The sequence below is a fragment of the Stenotrophomonas sp. AC248 genome, assembly GCF_979258185.1.
Map to the genome: position 1 here is coordinate 1,313,022 of NZ_OZ409840.1, position 21,292 is coordinate 1,334,313.

General features: G+C 67.9%; 20 protein-coding genes. 9 read left to right on the top strand and 11 right to left on the bottom strand.

Going from position 1 to position 21,292, the window contains the following annotated elements:
* Positions 1-7: 7 nt before the first annotated feature.
* The gene (locus ACZ0AE_RS06020; RefSeq protein ID WP_038689569.1) at positions 8-553 is read right to left on the bottom strand and encodes a GNAT family N-acetyltransferase; all 546 of its coding nucleotides are present in this window, start codon (positions 551-553) and stop codon (positions 8-10) included.
* A gap of 95 nt (positions 554-648) precedes the next feature.
* Complete coding sequence (locus ACZ0AE_RS06025; RefSeq protein ID WP_137188950.1) at positions 649-1,506, bottom strand: 23S rRNA (adenine(2030)-N(6))-methyltransferase RlmJ; 858 nt, start codon at positions 1,504-1,506, stop codon at positions 649-651.
* A 45-nt stretch (positions 1,507-1,551) separates the two neighbouring features.
* On the opposite strand from ACZ0AE_RS06025, the gene creB reads away from it, so the two are divergent.
* From creB to ACZ0AE_RS06060, 7 genes are all read left to right on the top strand, one after another.
* Complete coding sequence (gene creB, locus ACZ0AE_RS06030; RefSeq protein ID WP_463600630.1) at positions 1,552-2,244, top strand: two-component system response regulator CreB; 693 nt, start codon at positions 1,552-1,554, stop codon at positions 2,242-2,244.
* A gap of 3 nt (positions 2,245-2,247) precedes the next feature.
* Complete coding sequence (gene creC / locus ACZ0AE_RS06035) at positions 2,248-3,708, top strand: two-component system sensor histidine kinase CreC (RefSeq protein WP_447592614.1); 1,461 nt, start codon at positions 2,248-2,250, stop codon at positions 3,706-3,708.
* 99 nt (positions 3,709-3,807) lie between these two features.
* The gene (creD, locus tag ACZ0AE_RS06040) at positions 3,808-5,127 is read left to right on the top strand and encodes a cell envelope integrity protein CreD (RefSeq protein ID WP_159496236.1); all 1,320 of its coding nucleotides are present in this window, start codon (positions 3,808-3,810) and stop codon (positions 5,125-5,127) included.
* Between the two features lie 10 nt (positions 5,128-5,137).
* Positions 5,138-5,548 (top strand): hypothetical protein, encoded by a 411-nt coding sequence (locus ACZ0AE_RS06045; RefSeq protein WP_038689558.1) that lies wholly within the window; start codon positions 5,138-5,140, stop codon positions 5,546-5,548.
* Between the two features lie 168 nt (positions 5,549-5,716).
* Positions 5,717-7,279, top strand: a complete 1,563-nt coding sequence (locus tag ACZ0AE_RS06050) for a M28 family metallopeptidase (protein ID WP_463602067.1) — start codon at positions 5,717-5,719, stop codon at positions 7,277-7,279.
* Between the two features lie 94 nt (positions 7,280-7,373).
* Positions 7,374-8,777 carry a glutamate--tRNA ligase gene (gltX, locus tag ACZ0AE_RS06055; protein ID WP_463600631.1) on the top strand — a complete coding sequence of 468 codons (1,404 nt, stop codon included), beginning with the start codon at positions 7,374-7,376 and terminating at the stop codon, positions 8,775-8,777.
* 16 nt (positions 8,778-8,793) lie between these two features.
* Positions 8,794-9,279: a Fur family transcriptional regulator gene (locus ACZ0AE_RS06060; RefSeq protein ID WP_137188956.1), complete on the top strand. Its 486-nt coding sequence runs from the start codon at positions 8,794-8,796 to the stop codon at positions 9,277-9,279.
* 577 nt (positions 9,280-9,856) lie between these two features.
* Here ACZ0AE_RS06060 and ACZ0AE_RS06065 read toward each other — a convergent pair.
* The 8 genes from ACZ0AE_RS06065 to ACZ0AE_RS06100 form a co-directional block, all read right to left on the bottom strand.
* On the bottom strand, positions 9,857-10,588 hold the full coding sequence (locus ACZ0AE_RS06065) for a hypothetical protein (protein WP_463600632.1): 732 nt from the start codon (positions 10,586-10,588) through the stop codon (positions 9,857-9,859).
* The gene (locus ACZ0AE_RS06070; RefSeq protein WP_463600633.1) at positions 10,585-11,778 is read right to left on the bottom strand and encodes an HlyD family secretion protein; all 1,194 of its coding nucleotides are present in this window, start codon (positions 11,776-11,778) and stop codon (positions 10,585-10,587) included. Before ACZ0AE_RS06070 ends, ACZ0AE_RS06065 begins: the two co-directional genes overlap by 4 nt.
* Before the next feature lie 8 nt (positions 11,779-11,786).
* On the bottom strand, positions 11,787-13,472 hold the full coding sequence (locus ACZ0AE_RS06075; protein ID WP_038692398.1) for an MFS transporter: 1,686 nt from the start codon (positions 13,470-13,472) through the stop codon (positions 11,787-11,789).
* Positions 13,469-14,035, bottom strand: coding sequence for a TetR/AcrR family transcriptional regulator (locus ACZ0AE_RS06080; RefSeq protein ID WP_038692396.1), 567 nt, complete (start codon positions 14,033-14,035; stop codon positions 13,469-13,471). Before ACZ0AE_RS06080 ends, ACZ0AE_RS06075 begins: the two co-directional genes overlap by 4 nt.
* A 122-nt stretch (positions 14,036-14,157) precedes the next feature.
* Complete coding sequence (locus ACZ0AE_RS06085; RefSeq protein ID WP_447592625.1) at positions 14,158-14,385, bottom strand: hypothetical protein; 228 nt, start codon at positions 14,383-14,385, stop codon at positions 14,158-14,160.
* A 13-nt stretch (positions 14,386-14,398) separates the two neighbouring features.
* Complete coding sequence (locus tag ACZ0AE_RS06090; RefSeq protein WP_463600634.1) at positions 14,399-15,637, bottom strand: MFS transporter; 1,239 nt, start codon at positions 15,635-15,637, stop codon at positions 14,399-14,401.
* Positions 15,634-16,068 carry a MarR family winged helix-turn-helix transcriptional regulator gene (locus tag ACZ0AE_RS06095; RefSeq protein ID WP_038689550.1) on the bottom strand — a complete coding sequence of 145 codons (435 nt, stop codon included), beginning with the start codon at positions 16,066-16,068 and terminating at the stop codon, positions 15,634-15,636. The genes ACZ0AE_RS06090 and ACZ0AE_RS06095 overlap by 4 nt, the downstream gene beginning before the upstream one ends.
* 769 nt (positions 16,069-16,837) lie before the next feature.
* Positions 16,838-19,033 (bottom strand): TonB-dependent receptor, encoded by a 2,196-nt coding sequence (locus ACZ0AE_RS06100; protein WP_463600635.1) that lies wholly within the window; start codon positions 19,031-19,033, stop codon positions 16,838-16,840.
* 157 nt (positions 19,034-19,190) lie between these two features.
* Between ACZ0AE_RS06100 and ACZ0AE_RS06105 the strand changes: the two genes are divergently transcribed.
* The gene (locus ACZ0AE_RS06105) at positions 19,191-19,604 is read left to right on the top strand and encodes a MerC domain-containing protein (protein WP_038689545.1); all 414 of its coding nucleotides are present in this window, start codon (positions 19,191-19,193) and stop codon (positions 19,602-19,604) included.
* 116 nt (positions 19,605-19,720) lie between these two features.
* Complete coding sequence (locus ACZ0AE_RS06110; protein WP_038689543.1) at positions 19,721-19,903, top strand: 30S ribosomal protein THX; 183 nt, start codon at positions 19,721-19,723, stop codon at positions 19,901-19,903.
* A 91-nt stretch (positions 19,904-19,994) separates the two neighbouring features.
* Here the strand turns inward: ACZ0AE_RS06110 and ACZ0AE_RS06115 are convergent, their stop codons facing one another.
* Positions 19,995-21,251, bottom strand: coding sequence for an alkaline phosphatase family protein (locus ACZ0AE_RS06115; protein ID WP_463600636.1), 1,257 nt, complete (start codon positions 21,249-21,251; stop codon positions 19,995-19,997).
* Positions 21,252-21,292 lie beyond the last annotated feature (41 nt).

Here is a 21,292-nt window from a genome sequence, read left to right on the forward strand (position 1 = left end):
CACATCCTCAGCTATCGAGCTCTAAAACCATGCGCACCAACCCGGGCGTGCCCTGCGGGTGCGGCACCGGCTTGAAGCCCAGCGAAGCGGCCAACTGCTTCATCGGCTCGTTCTCTTCGGCCACGTCGCCGTACAGGCGATCCAGGTACTTGCCGCGCGCCCACTTGACCAGCTTGCGCATCAGCTGCCGGCCCAACCCCTGGCCCACCAGGAAGCGGCTGACCAGGATGGCGTACTCGGCCTCGCGGGTGCCTTGGATGATCGAAGCCCGTGCCACCGCGCCGACCACGGCTTCACCGGCGGGCAGCGACTCGGCCGCCACCAGGGTGATTTCGCTCTTCGGATTGGGGTGGGTCAGGCGCTGGGTGGTTTCCGGCGACAGCTCGGTCACCGATTGCAGGAAGCGGTCGCGGATCTCTTCGGGCCCGAACAGGCTGAAGGCCGCATGCAGCGGCGCCCCGTCTTCGGGGCGGATCGGGCGGATCAGCAGCTCGTGGCCACTGGGTGCCTTGAAAATCTCGTGCCAGGGCGGCATGCGGTTACGGGTAGCCATACCGGTGATTCCTAGGTGGTCTTTGGATTCTCGCATCCCGGGGCGCCGGTTCCGTGAACGGAACGCTCACGCCGTTCAGGGGCGCGCAAGGACGCTCATTCGGCCTGCTTGAGCCACTGCAGCCGGGTGCTGGCGCCGGCCTCGCCCAGGAACTGCTTCAGCGCCGGCATGGCCGGGGCCAGCACCTGGTCGAACTGCCAAGGCGGGTTGAGCAGCAGCATGCCGCTGCCATTGAGCCGCAGCGGCGAGTCGTCCGGCCGGATCAGCAGTTCGGCGGTCAGCACCGACTTCACCGGCAGCGCACAGGCCTTGCGCAGGAAATGCAGGATGGTGCGGCGCTGCTTGATCGGGAACCAGATCGCGAAGGTGGCCTGTGGCCAGCGGCCGAGGATCTCGCTCACCGAGGCCAGGATGGCCTGGTATTCGGCGTCCTGGCCCTCGTAGGGCGGGTCGATCAGGACCAGCCCGCGGCCGATCTTCACACCGTTGGCCTTGGGCGGCAGCAGGGCACGGTTCTGCGCGTAGCCGTCGGCGTGGTAAACGCCGACCCGGCTGTCATGGGCGAACAGCGCCTTCAGCGAGGCGGCCTCGTCGTCCTGCACCTCGCAGACCGCCATGCGGTCCTGCTCGCGCAGGGCGCGGGCGGTCAGCAGTGGCGAGCCCGGGTAGCTGATCATGGCCCCGACCGGGTTGTCGGCCTGGACGGCCTTCAGGTAGCGCTCGACCACCGCCGGCAGCGTGGGCTGGGCCATCAGGCGCATCACCCCGTCCTCGGCCTCCAGGGTCTTGCGGCTTTCCTCGCTGGCCAGCAGGTAGCGGCCAGCGCCGCCGTGGGTGTCCAGCACGAAGAACGGGCTGTCCTTGCGCTTGAAGGTGTCGAGCAGGGCAAGCTGCACGATGTGCTTGAGCACATCGGCATGGTTGCCGGCATGGAAGGCGTGGCGGTAATTCATCGGCGCAGTGTACGGGGCGGCGGGCCCAGCGGCTATGCTGCGCGCATGAACCGCCCCCTGCACAACGTCCTGGTCGTCGAAGACGAAACCGCCATCGCCGACACCGTCCTGTATGCCCTGCGCAGCGAGGGCTACGGCGCCCAGCACTGCCTGCTGGGCGGTGGCGCGCTGGAGGCCCTGCGCCAGCAGGCCTTCGACGTGGTGGTGCTGGATGTGGGGCTGCCGGACATGAGCGGGTTTGATGTGTGTCGCAGCCTGCGCACCTTCAGCGAGGTGCCGGTGATCTTCCTGACCGCGCGCAACGACGAGTTCGACCGCGTACTGGGCCTGGAACTGGGCGCGGACGATTACATGGCCAAGCCTTTCTCGCCGCGCGAGCTGGTGGCCCGGGTGCGTGCGCGGCTGCGCCGCAGCAGCAGCGCCCCGGCCGAGCAGGCCGGCTGGCAGCAGCACGGCCGCTTCGCGATCGACCGCGAGGGCCGTCGCATCCGCTTCGCCGAGCAACCGCTGGAGCTGACCCGCTACGAGTACGCACTGATGGCCGCGCTGCTGCAGCGCCCGGGGTCCATCCTGAGCCGCGCCCAGCTGATGGACCGTGGCTGGGACACCGACGCCGACAGCGCCGACCGCACCGTGGATACCCACGTCAAGACGCTGCGGGCCAAGCTGCGTGCCGCAGGGGCTGACCCCGACCCGATCCGCACCCATCGCGGGCTCGGCTACGCGCTGGAGGTCTGAGCCATGCGGCTGGGCCTGAAGCTGTTCCTGGGGTTCTTCCTGATCGTGGGCATCGCCGCGTTCTTCGTGATGCGCATCTTCGTCAACGAGGTCAAACCGGGCGTGCGCCAGGCGATGGAGTCGACTCTGGTCGACGCTGCCAACGTGTTGGCCGAGATGGCCGCTGCCGACCTCAAGGCCGGGCGCATCCGCAACGGTGCGTTCGTGGCCAGCCTGGCGCGCGCGCAGCGCCGCGACCCCAAGGCGATGGTGTGGCGTTTTCCCAAGCGCACGCTGGATTACCGGGTGACCATCACCGACGCCAAGGGCATCGTGGTGTACGACTCCACCGGGCAGGGCATCGGCCGCGACAACTCGCGCTGGAACGATGTCTACCGCACCCTGCGCGGCGAATACGGCGCCCGCTCCAGCCCGGAAACGCCCGGCGACGACACCCATTCGGTGATGCACGTGGCCGCGCCGATCCATGACCCGGCCGATGCCACGCGCCTGATCGGCGTGCTCAGCCTGGCCCAGCCCAACCGCAGCATCGACCCGTTCATTGCCGCCAGCCAGCGCGCCATCATGCGGCGGGGCGCGTGGTTGATCGGCTTGTCGGCGCTGATCGGGCTGTTGATGACGGCGTGGTTGATGCATGGCGTGAACCGGCTTAACCGCTACGCCAAGGCGGTCAGCGCCGGCGAACCGGTGCCGCCGCCGAAGCCGCGCCGCGATGAGATCGGCGACCTTGGCCAAGCGCTGGAAACCATGCGCCGCAAGCTGGAGGGCAAGGCCTACGTGGAGCAGTACGTGCAGTCGCTGACCCACGAAATGAAGAGCCCGCTGGCCGCGATCCGCGGTGCGGCCGAGCTGCTGCAGGAACCGTTGCCCGATGCCGACCGCGTGCATTTCGCGCGCAGCATCCAGGGCCAGGAGCAGCGCCTCACCGAAACCATCGACAAGCTGCTGGCGCTGGCCGAAGTGGAACAGCACGGCTGGCTGCAGAAGCGCGAACGCATCGCGCTCGCCCCGTTGCTGCAGGCCGCTGCCAGCGCGGTGGCAGTGCGCGCGCAGGCGGCCGCGGTGGCGATCGACGTGGAGGTCCCCGATGGCCTGGTCATCCAGGGCGACGGTTATTTGTTGCGGCAAGCCTTGAACAACCTGCTGGAGAACGCGCTGGCGTTTTCCAGTGCCGACAGCCGGCTGCAGCTGAGCGCCGCGCGCGAGGGCGACGGCGTGGTGCTGCGCGTGGCCGACCGCGGCAGCGGCGTGCCCGACTATGCGCTGGACCGCGTGTTCGAGCGCTTCTATTCGCTGGCGCGGCCCGCTACCGGCCTGCGCAGCTCCGGGCTGGGGCTGTCGTTCGTGCAGGAAGTGGCGCGCCTGCATGGTGGGCGGGTGCAGCTGCGCAACCGCGAAGGCGGCGGTGCGCTGGCCTCGCTGTGGCTGCCAGAGCGCGACCCGGGCGCGCCGATCCGGCGCTGAGCCCAGTCGCCGCGGGCACTTCACACAGACTTCAAACTCAGCACAAACCCCGCACACCACCGCGCCCGAAGCTGGCCCCCTCCCAACCGAGGACGGGCCATGAAATCCCTGAAGATGCTGTTGCGGTTCGCCATTGTCGGCGGGCTGATCCTGTTGCTGCTGATCCCGTTGATGATGATCAAGGGCGTGATCAAGGAGCGCGAGGCGTACCGCGACGAAGCCTACCTGCGCGTGTCGCAGAGCCGCGCCGGCGCGCAGACCCTGACCGGCCCGGTGCGCGTGGTGCCGTGGACCGATACCCGCGAGGTCGAGGTGGTCGACGCGGCCGGCAACAAGAAGAAGGAAATCCAGACCGAGCACAGCTACTGGCTGCAGATGCCGGCCACGCTGCGGGTGGACGGGCAGATGCAGCCCGACGAACGCCGCGTCGGCCTGTTCCGGGTGCCGGTATACAGCTGGAAGGCGAAGATCACCGCCGAGTTCGCCGACGATGATTACCCGATCAAGGCCGGGCGCGTGTATGGCACCCCCTACCTGGCCGTCGGCATCGCCGACCTGCGTGGCCTGGTCGGTTCGCCCACGCTGCAGGTCGATGGCCAGGCGTTGACGCTGCAGCCGGGCATTGGCGAGGTCAACGGGCTTGGCAAGGGTCTGCACGTGCCGCTGCGCGACTTCGACGACAGCATCGGCGGCATGCTCAAGGGCAGCCGCCTGCAGTTGGACATGGTGCTCGACGGCACGCGTTCGCTGGCGGTGGTGCCGGTGGGTGACGACAGCCGCATCGCGATCCGCTCGCCGTGGCCGCACCCGCTGTTCGGCGGCAGCTTCCTGCCCAACCAGCGCACCGTCACCGACACCGGGTTCGACGCCCAGTGGGCCGTCTCCTCGCTGGCCTCCGAAGCACAGCGCCAGCTGCGCGACAGCAAGGACCTGGACCCGGAAACGGTCAGCGTGGAACTGGTCAACCCGGTGGACATCTACACCCAGGCCGATCGGGCCAGCAAGTACGGCATCCTCTTCATCCTGCTCACCTTCGTCGGCTTCATCCTGTTCGAGCTGATCAAGCGCCTGCGCATCCATCCACTGCAGTACCTGATGGTGGGCCTGGCCCTGGCGATCTTCTTCCTGCTGCTGCTCAGCCTGTCCGAGCACATTCCGTTCTGGCTGGCCTATCTGGTGTCGGCGGTGGCCTGCATCGGGGTGCAGGCGGTGTATCTGTCGGGGGTGTTGAAGAGCTGGACGCGCGGCCTGGGCTTTGCCGGCATGCTCACGGTGCTGTACGGCGCGCTGTACGGCCTGTTGATCTCGGAGAACAACGCGTTGCTGATGGGCTCGCTGCTGCTGTTCGGCGTGCTGGCCAGCGCCATGTGGATCACCCGCCGGATCGACTGGTACGAAGTCGGCGCGAGCCTGAAGTAAGGAGAGGCACATGAGCTGGCGCAACGGGTTGCGGCAACGCGCGTGGCAGGGCATTCCGGAACTGCTGGAAGTGGACGCGCTGCTGCAGGCCAGCAGCGTGCTGGCGGCCTTGCCGGGGGCGCGCATCGCCCCCGGCCTGGTGCGCTTCAAGCTCGCGGCGCGGACCTGCGAAGGGGTGCAGCAGCAAGGCCTGGACTGGTTGTCCGGCGCACGCCAGGGCCGCGGTGCCCTGGCCGGAAAGGTGCCGCGTTACCGGCCATGGAAGGCCGGCAATGCGGCGCTGGCCGAGATCGGCATCGCCGGGCTGCCCATGGACTGGCCGGCGCACGCGGCGGTGTATGGCTGCAGCAGCGTTGACCGCCGGCACTGGCTGTTGCTGGTGCCGGGCAGCGCTCAACTGTGGCTGGGCTGGACCGGCTGAGCAGCGCCCGCCGGACACATCCATGCGTGCGCACATGACCGATGGGACGGGGGCCAGGCGCTCGCGCTGGCTAGACTCGATGGCTTGACGAGCAGTGCCGAAGGGCCGGGGTGGGGCGTGTTGAAGTGGAGCGGGCTGAAGTGGGGCGTGCTGGCTGTAGCGCTGGCGATGGGTGGCAATGCAATGGCGCAGCAGCGCGAAACGGTGGACCTGGACATGGTGGGGAAGATCCGCCAGCAGGCCTTCCACCAGTCCCAGGTGATGGACACCTTCAGCTACCTCACCGAACGCATCGGGCCGCGCCTGACCAACTCGCCGGCGATGGGGCGCGCCAATGCCTGGACGCGCGGCCGGTTCAACGACTGGAAGCTGGACAACGTCCACGACGAAGCCTTCGATGCCTTCGGCCGTGGCTGGGAATTCACCTCGGCCAGCGTGGAAATGCTGGGCGATCGCGTGCAGCCACTGCATGCGCTGCCCAAGGCCTGGACGCCGGGTACCCAGGGCCCGGTCGAGGGCGAGCTGGTGCAGGTGGACATCAAGAAGCCCGACGACATCGAGAAGTACCGCGGCAAACTGCGCGGGAAGATCCTGTTGCTGGGCGAGGCGCGCGAGTACAAGCGGGGCACCGACGCCGATTCGCACCGGCATGACGCAACCTCGCTGGAGGGCCTGCAGGAATTCACCCTGCCCAAGGACAAGGACGTGGCGGCCGACCGCGCCAAGCGGGTCAAGGAGTACCAGGAGAAGCAGGCGCTGGCGGCCAAGGTCAACGCCTTCTTTGTCGACGAAGGCGCACTGGCCTCAATCAGCATCAGCGGCTGGGACAACGGCATCATCCGTGTTGCCGGCGGTGGCTCGCGCAAGGCGGGTGAATCGGCCGGCATTCCCGAGCTGGCGATGATCGCCGAGCATTTCAATCCGCTGGCGCGTGCGCTGGAGGCCAAGCAGACCGCGCGCCTGCGCGTGGATGTCGCGGCGCGCTTCACTGACCAGACCGACCAGCCGGGCTACAACACGCTGGCCGAGATCCGCGGCAGCAGCCGGCCCGATGAAGTGGTGATGATCGGCGCGCACCTGGATTCGTGGCACAGCGGCACCGGCGCCGCCGACAACGCCGCCGGCGTGGCGGTGATGATGGAGGCCATGCGCATCCTCAAGGCCGCTGGCGCCAAGCCGAAGCGCACCATCCGGGTGGCCCTGTGGAGTGGTGAAGAACAAGGGCTGATCGGCTCGCAGGCCTATGTGGCCAAGCACTTCGGTGGCTTCCCCGAGCCTGCCGATGCGGCGCAGAAGGCGCTGCCGGCCTCGTTGCGCGAACCGACCGGTGCCCTGCAGAAGACCCGCGATTACAGCAAGTTCCAGGTCTACTTCAACATGGACAACGGTTCGGGCCGCTTCCGCGGGATCTACGCGCAGGAGAACATGGCGGCCGTGCCGATCTTCGAGGCCTGGCTGGCCCCCTTCCATGACGTGGGTGCCACCACCGTGGCCACCCGCAACACCGGCAGCACCGACCACATCAGCTTCGACCGCATCGGCCTGCCGGGCTTCCAGTTCATCCAGGACCGGCTGGACTACTTCACCAACGTCCACCACAGCCACCTCGATACCTGGGACCACGCCGAACCGGAAGACCTGAAGCAGGCCGCCGCCATCGTGGCGTCCTTCGCCTACCACGCGGCCATGCGCGAGCAGTCCTTCCCGCGCAAGCCCGCGCCGCAGCCGTAGCCGTAAGGAGGCCGGACGGAGGGGGCGCCCGCCGCCTCCGTGCCCTCCCGGGGGTAATGGTAAAATCGGGGGATTCCCGTTCCCCGAGCCTTCCATGACCTGCCGCACCCGCTTCGCCCCCAGTCCCACCGGCTACCTGCACATCGGTGGCGCCCGCACCGCGCTGTACTGCTGGCTGGTGGCCCGTCACCGTGGCGGCGAATTCGTGCTGCGCATCGAAGACACCGACCGCGAGCGCAGTACCCAGGGCGCGATCGACGCGATCCTGGAGGCAATGGACTGGCTGGGCCTGGGCTACGACGAAGGTCCGATCTACCAGACCCAGCGCGTGGCCCGGTACCTGGAAGTGGCCGAGCAGCTGGTCGCCGACGGCAAGGCCTATTACGCCTACGAAACCCGCGAAGAGCTCGACGCGATGCGCGAAGCGGCGATGGCGAAGCAGGAAAAGCCGCGCTACAACGGCGCCGCGCGCGACCTGGGCCTGCCGTACAAGGACGACCCCAACCGCGTCATCCGCTTCAAGAACCCGCTCGAGGGCACGGTGGTGTTCGACGACCTGATCAAGGGCCGCATCGAGATCGCCAACAGCGAGCTGGACGACATGGTCATCTTCCGCCCGGACGGCTTCCCCACCTACAACTTCGCGGTGGTGGTGGACGACTGGGACATGCGCATCAGCGAAGTGATCCGCGGCGATGACCACATCAACAACACCCCGCGCCAGATCAACCTGTACGAAGGCATCGGCGCGCCCGTGCCGAAGTTCGGCCACATGCCGATGATCCTGGACGAGCAGGGCGCCAAGCTGTCCAAGCGCACCGGCGCGGCCGACGTGATGCAGTACAAGGACGCCGGTTACCTGCCCGATGCGCTGCTGAGCTACCTGGCCCGGCTGGGCTGGTCGCACGGTGACCAGGAACTGTTCAGCCGCCAGGAGCTGATCGACCTGTTCGACGTGACCAACTGCAATTCCAAGGCCGCGCGCCTGGACATGGCCAAGCTGGGCTGGGTCAACCAGCACTTCCTGAAGACCGAAACGCCGGACAGCATCGCCCCGCACCTGGTCTACCAGCTGAACAAGCTGGGCCTGGATCTGGCCGCCGGCCCGGCCCCGGCCGACGTGGTGGTGGCACTGCGCGACCGCGTGCAGACCCTGAAGGAGATGGCCGAGAAGGCGGTGGTCTGGTACCAGCCGCTGACCGAGTACGACGAGGCGGCCGTGGCCAAGCACTTCAAGCCGGGCGCGGAACTGCCGCTGGGCAAGGCCCGCGAGCTGTTGGCAGGGGTTTCCGACTGGACCGCCGAGGGCGTGTCGGTGGCGCTGCATGAGGTGGCCACGGTGCTGGAGATCGGGATGGGGAAGGTGGCCCAGCCGCTGCGCGTGGCCATCACCGGCACCCAGGTCAGCCCGGACATTTCACAGACGGTATTCCTGGCCGGGCGTGAAGAGGCCTTGAAACGCATCGACGTCGCACTCACTAAAGTACCGACGGCCTGACCACAGGAGACCGCGCATGCCTGCCAAAACCGCTTGTACCGCCCCGCACCACCACGTCCACGACGCATCCGACTTCGTGAAGGTGGTGGAACGCGTGTGCTCGGAACGCGGGCTGCGCCTGACGCCGATCCGCGCCAACGTGCTGCGCCTCATCGCCGAGGCCGGCAAGCCGGTCAAGGCCTACGAACTGCTGGAGTGGGTGCGCAACGGCAAGGGCGTCGGTGCCGACGCCCCGCCCACGGTGTACCGCGCGCTGGATTTCCTGATGGCCAACGGTTTCGTGCACAAGCTCGAATCGGTCAACGCGTTCGTGGCCTGCCACCATCCCAGCAGCGCACAGCATTCGGTGCCGTTCCTGATCTGCAACAGCTGCCACAGTGCGGTGGAACTGGAAGACAAGGAGATCGTGAGCCAGCTGGAAAAGCGCGCCAAGGAGCTGGGCTTCCAGCCGCAGGCGCAGACCCTGGAAGTGCACGGCCTCTGCGCGCGCTGCGCCGGGTAGGTACCGACCGTTGGTCGGTGCGCTCCCTGCAAAAATCGCCGCGCCCTGCGCGGCTTTTCTTTGGTTTTTCGCCCATATGCGGGACAAGCAGAAACGCCCCTTGACGCTTTCCAGGCGCGGCCGTCGGCGGGTCGGGCGCTGGGCCCCCATGCCCTTTCCGGCGAATGTCCTCCGGCGTCGGCCTGCGGCCGCCACCTCCTCCTTTATTTCGCCTCCAAGGGCATGGGGCCCCAGCGCCCGACCCACCGACAGGGCCAGAAAGCCTGGCTTCCCCTGCTTACCGCAAGCCGAGCCCCGTAGCAGCCGGTAGGCTCCTGGGCAAAATAAAGGAGGAGGCCGCCCTGCGGCCGGGGGACATTTGCGCCAGGGGCCTACCGGCTGCTACGGGGCCCTCACGCTCGCGACCAGCCCGATCGGAGACGCCGGCCGATCCAAACGGCGCCCGCACACCCCGGCACCCGCCCTTGCAACAAAGACGCCCCCCTCTGATGGTGATGGGAGAAGAGCCTTTTCTACGCGATCTCCCGGATCGATCATCCCCTTGGCAGAGCCACGCCATGCCTGGCCGCCCCGGTGATCAGGTGGCCCTGCTGCGTGCCTTCGCGATCTCACGCCGCTTCCGGGCGTCCGGGGCTGCGTAGTTCGCATCCAGGCGGCGTGTGAGACATTTCAGGACGCCCCGGCGGGCGGATACGAGATCGGGGTCCGCCACGACCAGCGCATCAACCCACGCAAGCGATGCGGCCACGGGGGCGCCGCGCAGGGCGTAGAGCGAGACGGCCTTGAGGTGCGTAACAGAGGTCGCATCCCATGCCTTCACGGCCGTCTCGTACAGCGCATGCTGAAGCGTCGCATCGATCGGCACACTGTCGTCGAAGGAAAGCTGCAGGTTCAACGCACCCAGCGCCCTCCACGGCGCTGCGTCCGCGTCGCTCGCCCGCCAGTCGGCACGTTCGCAGTAGGCAAGCAGTTCGGCGACGGCGTCGCGCGTGCGTACCGCTTCAAGCACGTCGATTGCGAAGGCGGCCATCACCGGATCGGCCAGCAGGGCGCGCAGTCCGGCAACACCGTCGCGCGCGTACGCCGCGCAGGCGGTCGCCCATCGCGCGAACGGCACCACGCGACGGCCATCCGGCAGCAGGCCGTCCTCCAACCAGCCATGCAGGGCGCACAGACGCTCGATTTCGTCGGCGCCCGCAGCACCATGTTCGAGGGCGAAGGCGATCAGCTGCTCCACCTCCAGCGCACCACCGTAAGCCGCCGGCGCACTGCCCTTGGCCGCCTTCTGCGCCAGTGCGTTGAACTTCATCGGCGCTCCGCCGCGGCGGTATCGCTGCCGTCTGCCGCCGTATCCACCTTCACCACCACCGACATGCCCGGGCGCAGCCGCTTGGCCAGCGGCTGGTCCGGGTCGATGGAAATGCGGATCGGCAGGCGCTGCACCACCTTGGTGAAGTTGCCGCTGGCGTTGTCCGGGCGCAGCACGCTGAACTCCGAGCCGGTGGCCGGGGCGATCTGTTCGATGTGCCCGTGCAGCTTTTCACCGTCGAAGGCATCCACCTTGAACGAGGCGGGCTGGCCGATGCGCATTTTCCAGGTCTGGCCTTCCTTGAAGTTGGCCACCACCCACAGCGTGTCCGGCACCAGGAACAGCAGCTGCGAGCCGGCCGTGACGTACTGGCCCAGGCGCACCGAGGCTTCGCTGATCTGGCCGTCGCGCGGGGCATGGATGACCGTGTTGGCCAGGTCGATCCGGGTCAGTTCCAGCTGCGCCTGTGCGGTTTCCACGCGGGCTTCCAGACTCTTGCGTGCCACCTGGGTGGAGGTCAGCGTTTCCTCGGCGATGCGGATCTGCGCCTGCGACTGCAGCACGGCCGCCTGCGCCGACTGCGCCCCGGTGCGCAGCTTGTCGCGGTCGCTGAGCGCCACCAGCTGCTGCGCGGCGAGGGCTTCATAGCGCTTGAGCTCGGTGCGTGACCGCGCCAGCTCTGATTGGCCGGCAACAAGGTTGGCCTGCGCGGCACCAATCTGCGCGCGGTTCTGCGCCTGGGCCTGGTCGGAGTTGGCCAGCGCGGCCTTGGCGCTGTCCAAGTCGGCCTGGGCCTGCGCCACTTTTTCCTTGTAGATGCGGTCATCGACGCGCACCAGCGGGTCGCCCTGCTTCACGTGCTGGAAATCTTTGACCAGCACCTCGGTGACATAGCCATTGACCTGCGGCGCCAGCACGGTGATCTGGCCGCGCACGTAGGCGTTGTCGGTACTCACCCGGGTGCTGTCGAACGGCCACAACGACCACGCGCGCAGGATCAGCGCGATGCCCAGCAGCGCGATCGCGATCATGATCACCACGCTGCGGGTGCTCGGCTTGAGGTACTTGGGCGCGCTCGGCGGCGGCACCGCACCCGGCGCGGCCGCACTGCTGGCGGGGGCGGCATCGGTCGGCGGGGCCGGGTTGACGTTCTCGGGTGCGCTGTCGTCGCGGGGCGGGGGCGTGGGCATGGGGGGGCTCATCGGGGCGGGGCGGGCAACGGCGCCGCGACTGAAGGGGAAGAGGGGGCAGGGTGGCGCTTGCGCCACTGCTTGAGGACGGCGGTACGCACCGATAGCAGCAGCAACCAGCCCAGGAAGCCCAGCGCGACCGTGCCGCTGAGCCGGAACACATCATTGAAGGCGCGCACGTTGGCTTCGCGGCGGGCGGTCAGCGCCAACTGCGCCGTGCCCTGCGCACTGCGCTGAACCGGGTCGGTGATCAACCCGGCGTAGAGCTGCTGTTGTTGTTTCAGGCGCTGTGCGACCACGCCGTCGGCCGGGTCGAGCTGGCTGACCAGTGCGCTGGAATACAGCTGCTCGCGGTGCAGCTGGTAGGTGCCCAGCACCGCCGAGCCGGCCAGCCCGCCCAGGGTCTGGGTGATCGACAGGGTGACCAGGAAGGTGATCATGTGGTCCACACCCTGCTTCAATGCCTGGGTGATGCCAAGCATGATCAACGGCCCCATGAACATGCCGGCGCCCACCGACGCCAGGAACTGGCTGGCGTAGAAATCGTGCGGGCGATCCAGGCTGGTGCGGCTCTGGTCGAGCAGGGCCGCGCTGCCGAGCAGCAGAATGGCCATCAGCAGCTGGGCGATGATGCGCTTGGGGCCGAAGGTGAGCGAGGCAGCCGCGATGCCGGTGACCACGCCGGCCAGGATCACCCCGAACAACGGGCGCATCTGGTCCGGCCCCATGCCCAGCTGGCGCATCAACCCGACCACGCCGTACGACTGCTCGGTGGTGAGAAAGCGGATCAGGAACGCGCCGACGATGAAGTGCAGCACCGGCAGGCTGGCCAGCCAACGGGTCTGCAGCAGCGGGTTGCGCCGGTAGTGCTCGAGGATGAAGCCGGCGGTGGCCAGCGCGACGGAGGCCACCAGCGCCCAGCCCAGCCACGGCGTGTCCAGCCACCAGCGCACGTAGCCCTGCGCCAGCACCACCACCAGCAGGCCCACCGCCGGGGCGAGCAGGGCGAAGGTGAGGAAGTCCAGCGGCTCGAAGGCCTTGATCTGCACGCCTGGCGGCAGCTTCAACACCACCACCGCGGCAAACGCGCACAGGGCCAGCCCGGCCTCGAACAGATACAGGTTGTGCCACTGGCCGGTGTCCACCAGCCCCGGCGACACCAGCCAGGCGATCGGCACGGCCAGCTGCGAGATGCCCACGCCGATTACCAGCAGGTTGCCGGTGTATTTGCGCGGCAGCGACTGCAGCATGTACAGCGTGCCCAGGGTGCTGCAGGCAGCGCCGGCGAACCCGCTGGCCGCGCGGGTCAGCACGGTGGTTTCATAGCTGCCCACGAACAGGTGCAGCACCGCCAGCGCGGCATACAGGCCCAGGCCGATTTCGGCGAACAGGCGGATGCCGTACTGCTGGCGGAACTTGAAGGCGAGCAGGTTGGCGGTGACATTGACCATCGCATAGGCGGCCACCAGCCAGCTGCCCTGCGCCGGGGTCAGGCCGAGCTGGCCCTGCATGAAAGGCAGGTTGGCGGTGACCAGCGCATTGCCCAGCCCGCCGGTGATGCCCACCAGCAGCGCCACGGCGGCATAGGCCACGCGCCGGTGCCAGGGATGCCACGGCATCGACGCCGAGCCGGGCAGGGTCGGCTTTTCGTGGTCTTCCCAGTCCGGGATCGGTTTGAGGTACTGCGCCATCAGCCCTCCGCGTCGACGGGTCCCTGCAGTCCGGTACGCAGCAACTGCAGGGCGCGCGCCACCAGCTTGGCCCGCTCTTCGCGGGATTTGCCACGCAGCGCGGCTCCCAGCATGCCTGAGATCAGTGAAATGTCCGTCACCTGCAGGTCCGCCCGGCACAGGCCGGCGGCGATCGCGCGCTGGATCGGCGCTTCCAGCAGGCCCCAGATGGTGTGCCGGGCGGCCTTGATGGCCGGGTCATCGGGGTCCACCGCGCGCCAGTAGTCCGACAACGCCGGCGACTGCACGATGCGGGCGGCCATGCTTTCGAGCACGTCGAACAAGGCATCATCGCGTTCGCCAAGGCTCTGCACCTGGCGGTTGATGCGGGCCACCGTGCGCTGCAGCAGCGCCTCCACCAGCGCGGTGCGGTCGGGGAAATTGCGGTACAGCGTGGCGCGGCCGACCTGCGCACGTTCGACCACCAGGTCGAGCGGGGCGGTGACGCCATGCTGGCCGAACACCGCATCGGCGGCGTCCAGGATGAGGGCGCGGCGGGCAGCCGCATCGGCACGTTGGGAGGTCATGAGACATCTTCGGACGAAAATGTCCGCAACGGAAGGGGCCGATGAGACGGGGGTGGGGCAGGATGCGGAAAGGTCTGCGGGGCGTGAAGCCGTCGACGATCGCGGGCCCTGGCAGTGTCAGCTCACAGCACCCGCGGACGGTATTGCAGGATCCGATCGGCGATCTGGGGCGCGGACAGGTCCGCATGGAAGATGTAGTTCACCGCGTCCGGATCGAGCACAGCGTCCACCAGCCGCTGGATATCGGCATCGGTGTCCTGTTCGGTGCCCGGTGCGGCCTGGATGCGCGCGATGAGCGCGACCAGTGCGTCACGGTCCAGGCGTGAACCGGCGGGGAAGGAATCGGTCATCGGTACACCGGCATCAACGGGAGGTGGGGACACCGTGGCAACCATAGCGCGCCTCGCGGATCGGCAGGTTGACCAGGGCGGCGATGGCGGCCAGCGCGATGTCGGCGTACCACATCCACAGGTAGTTGCCGGAATGGGCCAGCGCCACGCCCCCCAGCCACGCACCGAAGAAGCCGCCGAGCTGGTGCGAGAGCAGGGTCAAGCCGAACAGGGTGCCGAGGTAGCGTGGCCCGAACAGCTTGCCGACCAGGCCGGCGGTAGGCGGCACGGTGGCCAGCCAGGTGAAGCCGAGCGCGGCGGAGAACACGTAGAAGGTGGTCGGGGTGGGCGGGGCAACCAGGTACAGGCCGATCATCACCGCGCGGCTGGCGTACATCCAGAACAGCAGGTACTTCATGCGGTAGCGCTGGCCGAGCGCGCCCACGATGAGGCTGCCGGCGATGTTGAACAGGCCGATCAGCGCGATCGAGGTGGAGGCGACGGTGGGCGACAGCCCGCACAGGGCGATTTCGCCGGGCAGGTGGGTGACCAGAAAGGCGATGTGCAGGCCGCAGGTGAAGAAGCCCAGGTGCAGGCACCAGTAGCTGCGGTCGCGCACGGCCAGGCGCAGCTGTGCGCGAAGGCCGCCGTCCTCGTCGCTGCTGGCGCCGGCGGCGTGGTCGCCGGCACGGCGGCGCAGGGGCCAGGCCAGGGGGAGCGAGAGCAGGGTGATGGCGGCCATGGTGAACATGGCGCGGGCCCAGCCGGCGCTGCTGATGATCCATTGCACGAGCGGGGCGAACACGAACTGGCCCAGCGAGCCGCCGGCGTTGATGAGGCCGGCGGCGAAGGAGCGTTTTTCAGCGGGCAGGCGGTGCGCGGTGGCGCCGATCAGTACGGAGAAACTGCCGGCGCCGGCACCGGCGGCCATGAGCAGGCCGAGGCTGAAGCTGAGGCCGAGCGGGCTGGTGAGGTAGGGGGCCAGCAGGAGGCCGATGGCGAGCAGGACGCCACCGAACAGCAGTACGGGGAGCGCGCCGCGCTGGTCGGCCACGGCGCCGAAGACGGGTTGTACGGCGCCCCAGACGAACTGGCCGATGGCGAGGGCGAAGCTGATTTCAACAATGCTGACGCCGGTGCTGCGGTGGATGGGGTCGAGATAGAGGCCGCTGGTCTGGCGCACGCCCATGGTGACCATGAGGATGGCGGAGGCGGCGACGAGCAGGCCCCAGTGCATGGTCGGGGCACGCGGGGTGGCGGGCTGGGCGGTCATGCGGGGGCTCCAGGCGCGAGGGCGTGGTCGAGCTGGTCGAGGAGGGTGTTGAGGTGGGTGGTGGGGAGGGTGCCGAAGGCGCGTTCGATGTGTGCCTGGGCGCGCTGCCAGAGGGGGCGGGCGCGGCGCAGGACGGCTTTGCCGGCGGGGGTGATGGCGATGAGGCGTTGGCGGGCATCGTGTCCGCGTTGTTCCTGGAGCCAGCCGGCGAGGAGGAGGGGTTTGAGGTTGCGGGTGAGGGTGGTGCGGTCCATGCCGAGGGCGTCGGCGAGTTCGCCAAGCTGGCGGGGCGCGGGGGCGCGGCGAAGGATGGAGTAGGCGTTGAGGCTGAGCCCGGCGGGCGCGAGGTGGCTGTCATAGATCTGCGAGAGCTGGCGCGAGGCGCGGCGCAGGCGGAAGCAGGTGCATGGGCTGGCGGTGGTGGGGTCCATTGGGGCGCGCCGGGTGGTCTGGCTGGATCATACGTGTATATGCACGTAAAAGGTCAAGTGCCAGGGCCAGAGCTGGAGCCGAAGCCAGAACCGGAGCCGGAGCGGTTTGGCGGTGGCCGGTGGTTGGCGTGTATGGGCGGCGGGTACGCGGTTCCAGGACACGCCGTGAACCCATCCCTGGGGGCTCGTGGGCGCCATCCATGGCGCCCAACGGTCCTGGAACCGCGTACCCGCCACCCATCTCACAGATCACGCGCGTGCTGGCAAACAGCTGGGGCATCGGGGCTTTTGTTTACTGCGACGCTGGCATTGGTGATCGAAGCGGCTGTTGCTCTAGAAATTGCTTTCGCAGTTGCGATGGCAGTCGATCTTGTTGTTGATCTTGTTGATCTTGTTGTTGTTGTTGCTGTTGTTGCTGTTGTTGCTGTTGCTTTAGCGCTTTCGATTGCTCTTGTTTTTTTGGGCCACCGTAAAACTGTCGAGGGTGGGGGTCTGTGGGTTCACGGGACCCTGAGCGCCATGGATGGCGCGACGGAGCCTACATGGGTGAGGGCGCATTGCTTGCGAGGCACTGCCTCGCATGCGTCCGAACGCACAGCCGCCAGCGGCTGGGCCGGGCCGCGGAGCGGGACTTGCGGCGTGTCCCGTGAACCCACAGACCCCCACCCACCCAGGTAGACAGTGGAACAACAAGCTTTTAGCTTCAGAAAAAAAGGGGGCCTTTCGGCCCCCTCAGGGTGATCAAACGACCCCAGTCGAAACGAGTGTCTTAGAAGAAGGCGCGGATACCGAAGGCGACGCCGCGGCCCGGCAGTGGGGAGTAGTCGCGCAGCAGCGAGGTGTGCGGGCGCACTTCCTGGTTGGTCAGGTTGTTGCCGTCCAGGAAGACCTCGTAACTGTTGCTGTCGTTGCGGTCCCAACGGTAGGCCAGGTGCGCGTCCACCAGCGTGTAGCCCTTGCTCGTATCCTCGTTCTGCGCCACGTCCTTCTGGCTGCTGTAACGCACTGCGCCCACCGATGCCCGCCAGCCGTCACGCGACCAGCGCAGGTCCGCGCCCACCCGGCCCGGCGCGATCCGCGGCAGATAGCCGGTGTTGGCCAGCTCCACGGTGTAGTTGTGGTTGTGATCGCCGTGCGGCACGGCGATGTCCACGTTGCGGCTGCCGCTGCCATCCAGCTCCGCCTTCACGTAATCGCCGAACACCCGCAGATCCCAATCACCCGCGTTGCCCTCGAACAGGTGGAACAGCGCTTCCGCTTCGGCACCCTTGAAGGTGGCGTCCTGCTGCGTCCACAGGCGGACGGGCAGCGATTCGACCACCCCGGTGTCGGCCAGGTAGATGAAGTCCTTGAACTTGGTCTGGTAGATCGAGGCGGAGAAGTCGACGCGGTCGCTGTGGGTATGGATGCCCAGTTCGACGCGCTGGCCGCGTTCGGTCTTCAGGTTTGCATCGCCGATCTCCAGCGAGCGGGTGGCGATGTGCGCACCGGCGGCGTAAAGCTCTTCGTTGGTCGGGGCGCGCTCGGAGCTGTCGATGCCGAAGCGCAGATCGACGGCGTCGTTGAGGGTCCAGATGCCGGCCGCGGAGAGATTGGTGGCGTCGAATTTACGCGCGCGGTAATCGCCGGTCGGGTCCAGCTTCACCTGGTCATGGCGGCCGCCCAGTTCCAGCTTGAACGGGCCGAACTGCTTTTCCTGCAGCACGAACAGGCCGATGTTCTTCGTGCCCGTGTCCGGCACGAACGCTTCCTCGCCCTTCGCGCCGAAGTCGCTGTTGCCGAACTGCAGGCCGAACGCGCCGTCCCAGCCGCCGATCTGTTCCTGCACCGCTTCCAGGCGGCCTTCGATGCCACGGTTGGTGAAGCGCGTGGCCGGCGTGCCGGCTTCCAGTTCGGTGTGCTCGTAGTCGGTGTAGGCCGTACGCAGGTTGATGTTCTTCAGGAACGAGGTCGGCTGGTAAATGCCGCCCTTGGCCTCGAAGCGGTTCTGCACCATGTCGATGCGGACGTCATGCTCGTCGCCTTCTTCCTCGTCGCCATGGTCGTGATCGTGGTCATGACCATGGTCGTCGTCGGCATGCACGTGCGCGCCGTTGGGAATGCCGTAGTTGGTGCGGTAGGTGCTGGCGGACACGCCGAAGTAGCCGTCATCGCCCAGCCAGGTGGCACCGACGCCACCGGCGCGGGTGCGGATCGAACTGTTGTCCAGCCGGCCGCGGCGCGGTTCGTCGGTGTCGCCTTCGGCGTGGTCGTGACCGCTGTGGTCTTCCAGGCCGTCGATCACCGCATAGCCGGGAATGCGGTAGTCATCGCCGTTGCGGACCAGGCCGTCCACATGCAGCACGACGTTGCCGCTGACACCGTCCAGGCGGAACATGCCGCTGCGCTCATCATTGACCGAATTGCCGCGCAGTTCGGCGCGACCACTCAGCGGACGGTCCGGCAGTTCGCGGGCGATGCGGCCGTCCACCACGTTCACCGCGCCGCCGATCGCGCCACTGCCGAAGAGCAGCGTGGCCGGGCCCTTCAGGACCTCGATCTGATCGGCCAGGAACGGCTCGATGCTGGTGGCATGGTCGGCGCTCACCGTGGAGGCATCCATGTTGCCCATGCCATTGGACAGCACCGCCACGCGCGGACCTTCCTGCCCACGGATGATCGGGCGGCCCACGCCGGGGCCGAAGAAGGTGCTCTGCACGCCGGGCAGCTTGGCCACGGTGTCGCCCAGGGTGCCGGCCTTCTGCTCGTCCAGGCGCTCACCGGCCAGCACGTCCACCGGGCGGGCCAGCGATTCGGCATCGCCCTGCAGCGGCGAGGCGGTGACTTTCACGGTGGACAGTTCGGTCAGGTGGCCGTCGCGGTGGCTGCCGGGGGCGTCCGCGGCCATGGCCAGCGACGGCAGCAGGGCGGCGGCAAGCGCCAGGGACAGGGCGTGGGGTGTGAGCAGGAGGGAGCTGGAGCGCATAGGGCAAGGGCCTTCGGTCAATTGTTACAATATATCAATGGTAGGGCGCGCGAATCCCGTAACGGGACGGGGGAGGGCAAGTCAGGGGGAGGCAAAGGTGCGCGTCAGGATTGATGTTATATTATTCCATAACGCTTCGCCGACCCTGCTGGAAGTCATGCCCCTGTTCGCTCGTGTTCGCCATCTGCTGGATCGTTTCGGTGCCACCGGCTCGTTGCTGTGCGCCGTGCATTGCGCTGTGCTGCCGGTACTGCTGGCGGCTGCGCCGTCGTTGGGGCTGTCGGTCTGGATGGGCGACGGCGTAGAGCTGGCTCTGGTGAGCTTTGTCACCCTGCTGGGCCTGTTCAGCCTGGTCTGGGGCTGGCGCCGGCACGGCGCGTTGCGCGCGCTGGCCTTTCTGATTCCGGGCCTGACCGCGCTGTGGGCGGGGTTGCTGTATGACCCGCTGCATCACTCGGCGGTGCCGCATGCGGTGGTGATGACCTTGGGCGGCGTGCTGGTCGGCGTGGCCCATCTGGTCAACCTGCGCCTGAACCACGGCCACGTCCATGACGCCAGCTGTGCTCATTGAGAGCGCGCATGGTAGGCTTCCAGATCGTGCGCGGGGGCGCCTGAGAGGGCGGCCCCGCCGAACCCGTGTCAGTGCGGGGTAATCAGAATCAGGTTTCAGACTAAGGAGTTGACGACATGGGTAAGGGTGACCGCAAGACCGCCAAGGGCAAGCGTTTCAACGCCAGCTACGGCAATTCGCGCTCGCACGTGGTGAGCAAGGTGGCCGTGGGCGCAGCTGCGCCGGTCGCCAAGAAGACCGTTGCCAAGGCACCGGCCAAGAAGGCCGTGGCCAAGAAGGCTGTCGCCAAGGCCGGTTGATCCCGCCTGGCGGGTCGAAGAAAACGCGGCGCTTGCGCCGCGTTTTTTTTATGCGTCACGCACAGGCCGCGCGGCGCGCGCGGCATGCAGATCAGCGCAGCGCCGGCAGCAGCCGCTCGGCATCGCCATCATTGGGGGCCGCTGGAACGCCCAACAGGCGCGCCAGCAGCGGATACACGTCGACGTTGTCGAAGCCTGCGATGGTCTGGCCCTGCTTGAACGATGGACCGCGTGCAATGAATACCGCGCGCATCGAGGGCAGGGCGTTGTCGTAGCCGTGCGAACCACGGGTACCGGGCGCGCGGGTGGCCACGCTGGCGCGGCTGAGTGCGTTCCAGCCCTCGTGCATCTGGCACACGATCGGCGGAATACGCGGGTTGGACCCGTAGTGCCAGCGCGCCGGCAACGTTTGCCGGGTCCAGCAGTCGTACTGCGCATGTGCGCCCAGCAGCACCTTTTCGGCTTCGCGGCGCTTGCCCGGCAAGGGCGCAAACCCCACCGACTGCCCCATCGACACATCCGTGGCAATCGTCGGGTCGACCATGTCTTCGATGGCGATGGTCTGGCCGTCGGGCACGCTGGCCATGCCGTGGTCGGACACCACGATCACGTTGGTGCTGTTCTCCAGCCCGCGCGATTGCAGGCCGTCCAGCAGCCGACCGATGGCCTGGTCGACCTCGCCGATCGCGGCGGCATATTCCGGCGAATCCGGGCCATGGTCGTGGCCGGCGTGGTCCACCTGTTCCATGTACAGCGTGACCAACCGCGGCGCATCGACATCGGTCTGGCCGACCCAGCCCAGCACCTGGTCCACCCGGTCGGGCAACGGCACGCTGGCATCGTAGGTGCGCCACTGGCTGGGGCGTACGCCCTGGATGGCGGCTTCGCTGCCGGGCCAGGACAACGTCGCGGTGCGCACACCGGCTTTTTCCGCGCCCACCCAGATCGGCTCGCCGCCCCACCAGCGTGCATCGGTCACCGCTTCACGCTTGCTCAGACGGAAGCTGCCCAGTGCGTCCTCGTGCATGCTGTTGTGGATGATGCCGTGGTGGTCCGGACGCAGCCCGGTGACGATGGTGTAGTGGTTGGGGAAGGTCAGGGACGGATAGGACGGCGTCATCCAGCGTGCACGCACGCCCCCGTCGACAAGGCGCGACAGGTTGGGGGTGATGCCGCGGTCGAGCATGTCCGCACGCAGGCCGTCGATGGACACCAGCAGCAGCTTCGGCGTGGTGGCGGGCGCGGCAACCGGCACGCGGCCCGCCGTCGCAGAGTCGAAAGGAACGCTGGCACAGCTGGTCAACGCGAGGGTGGCGGCAAGCGCCAACGAAAGGCGGACGGAAGTCATCCGGCCATGATAGTCCGGTGGGGTGACGCGGCGAAGACAAC

What these genes read in the sequence shown, in the direction of transcription:
- ACZ0AE_RS06105 (WP_038689545.1), top strand. Translation starts at nt 19,191, where the DNA reads ATGCCCCTGTTCGCTCGTGTTCGCCATCTGCTGGATCGTTTCGGTGCC.
- creD (WP_159496236.1), top strand. Translation starts at nt 3,808, where the DNA reads ATGAAATCCCTGAAGATGCTGTTGCGGTTCGCCATTGTCGGCGGGCTG.
- ACZ0AE_RS06020 (WP_038689569.1), bottom strand. Translation starts at nt 553, where the DNA reads ATGGCTACCCGTAACCGCATGCCGCCCTGGCACGAGATTTTCAAGGCA.
- ACZ0AE_RS06070 (WP_463600633.1), bottom strand. Translation starts at nt 11,778, where the DNA reads ATGCCCACGCCCCCGCCCCGCGACGACAGCGCACCCGAGAACGTCAAC.
- ACZ0AE_RS06050 (WP_463602067.1), top strand. Translation starts at nt 5,717, where the DNA reads ATGGGTGGCAATGCAATGGCGCAGCAGCGCGAAACGGTGGACCTGGAC.
- ACZ0AE_RS06085 (WP_447592625.1), bottom strand. Translation starts at nt 14,385, where the DNA reads ATGACCGATTCCTTCCCCGCCGGTTCACGCCTGGACCGTGACGCACTG.
- creC (WP_447592614.1), top strand. Translation starts at nt 2,248, where the DNA reads ATGCGGCTGGGCCTGAAGCTGTTCCTGGGGTTCTTCCTGATCGTGGGC.
- ACZ0AE_RS06115 (WP_463600636.1), bottom strand. Translation starts at nt 21,251, where the DNA reads ATGACTTCCGTCCGCCTTTCGTTGGCGCTTGCCGCCACCCTCGCGTTG.
- ACZ0AE_RS06095 (WP_038689550.1), bottom strand. Translation starts at nt 16,068, where the DNA reads ATGGACCCCACCACCGCCAGCCCATGCACCTGCTTCCGCCTGCGCCGC.
- ACZ0AE_RS06065 (WP_463600632.1), bottom strand. Translation starts at nt 10,588, where the DNA reads ATGAAGTTCAACGCACTGGCGCAGAAGGCGGCCAAGGGCAGTGCGCCG.
- ACZ0AE_RS06060 (WP_137188956.1), top strand. Translation starts at nt 8,794, where the DNA reads ATGCCTGCCAAAACCGCTTGTACCGCCCCGCACCACCACGTCCACGAC.
- gltX (WP_463600631.1), top strand. Translation starts at nt 7,374, where the DNA reads ATGACCTGCCGCACCCGCTTCGCCCCCAGTCCCACCGGCTACCTGCAC.
- ACZ0AE_RS06110 (WP_038689543.1), top strand. Translation starts at nt 19,721, where the DNA reads ATGGGTAAGGGTGACCGCAAGACCGCCAAGGGCAAGCGTTTCAACGCC.
- creB (WP_463600630.1), top strand. Translation starts at nt 1,552, where the DNA reads ATGAACCGCCCCCTGCACAACGTCCTGGTCGTCGAAGACGAAACCGCC.
- ACZ0AE_RS06100 (WP_463600635.1), bottom strand. Translation starts at nt 19,033, where the DNA reads ATGCGCTCCAGCTCCCTCCTGCTCACACCCCACGCCCTGTCCCTGGCG.
- ACZ0AE_RS06025 (WP_137188950.1), bottom strand. Translation starts at nt 1,506, where the DNA reads ATGAATTACCGCCACGCCTTCCATGCCGGCAACCATGCCGATGTGCTC.
- ACZ0AE_RS06090 (WP_463600634.1), bottom strand. Translation starts at nt 15,637, where the DNA reads ATGACCGCCCAGCCCGCCACCCCGCGTGCCCCGACCATGCACTGGGGC.
- ACZ0AE_RS06045 (WP_038689558.1), top strand. Translation starts at nt 5,138, where the DNA reads ATGAGCTGGCGCAACGGGTTGCGGCAACGCGCGTGGCAGGGCATTCCG.
- ACZ0AE_RS06080 (WP_038692396.1), bottom strand. Translation starts at nt 14,035, where the DNA reads ATGACCTCCCAACGTGCCGATGCGGCTGCCCGCCGCGCCCTCATCCTG.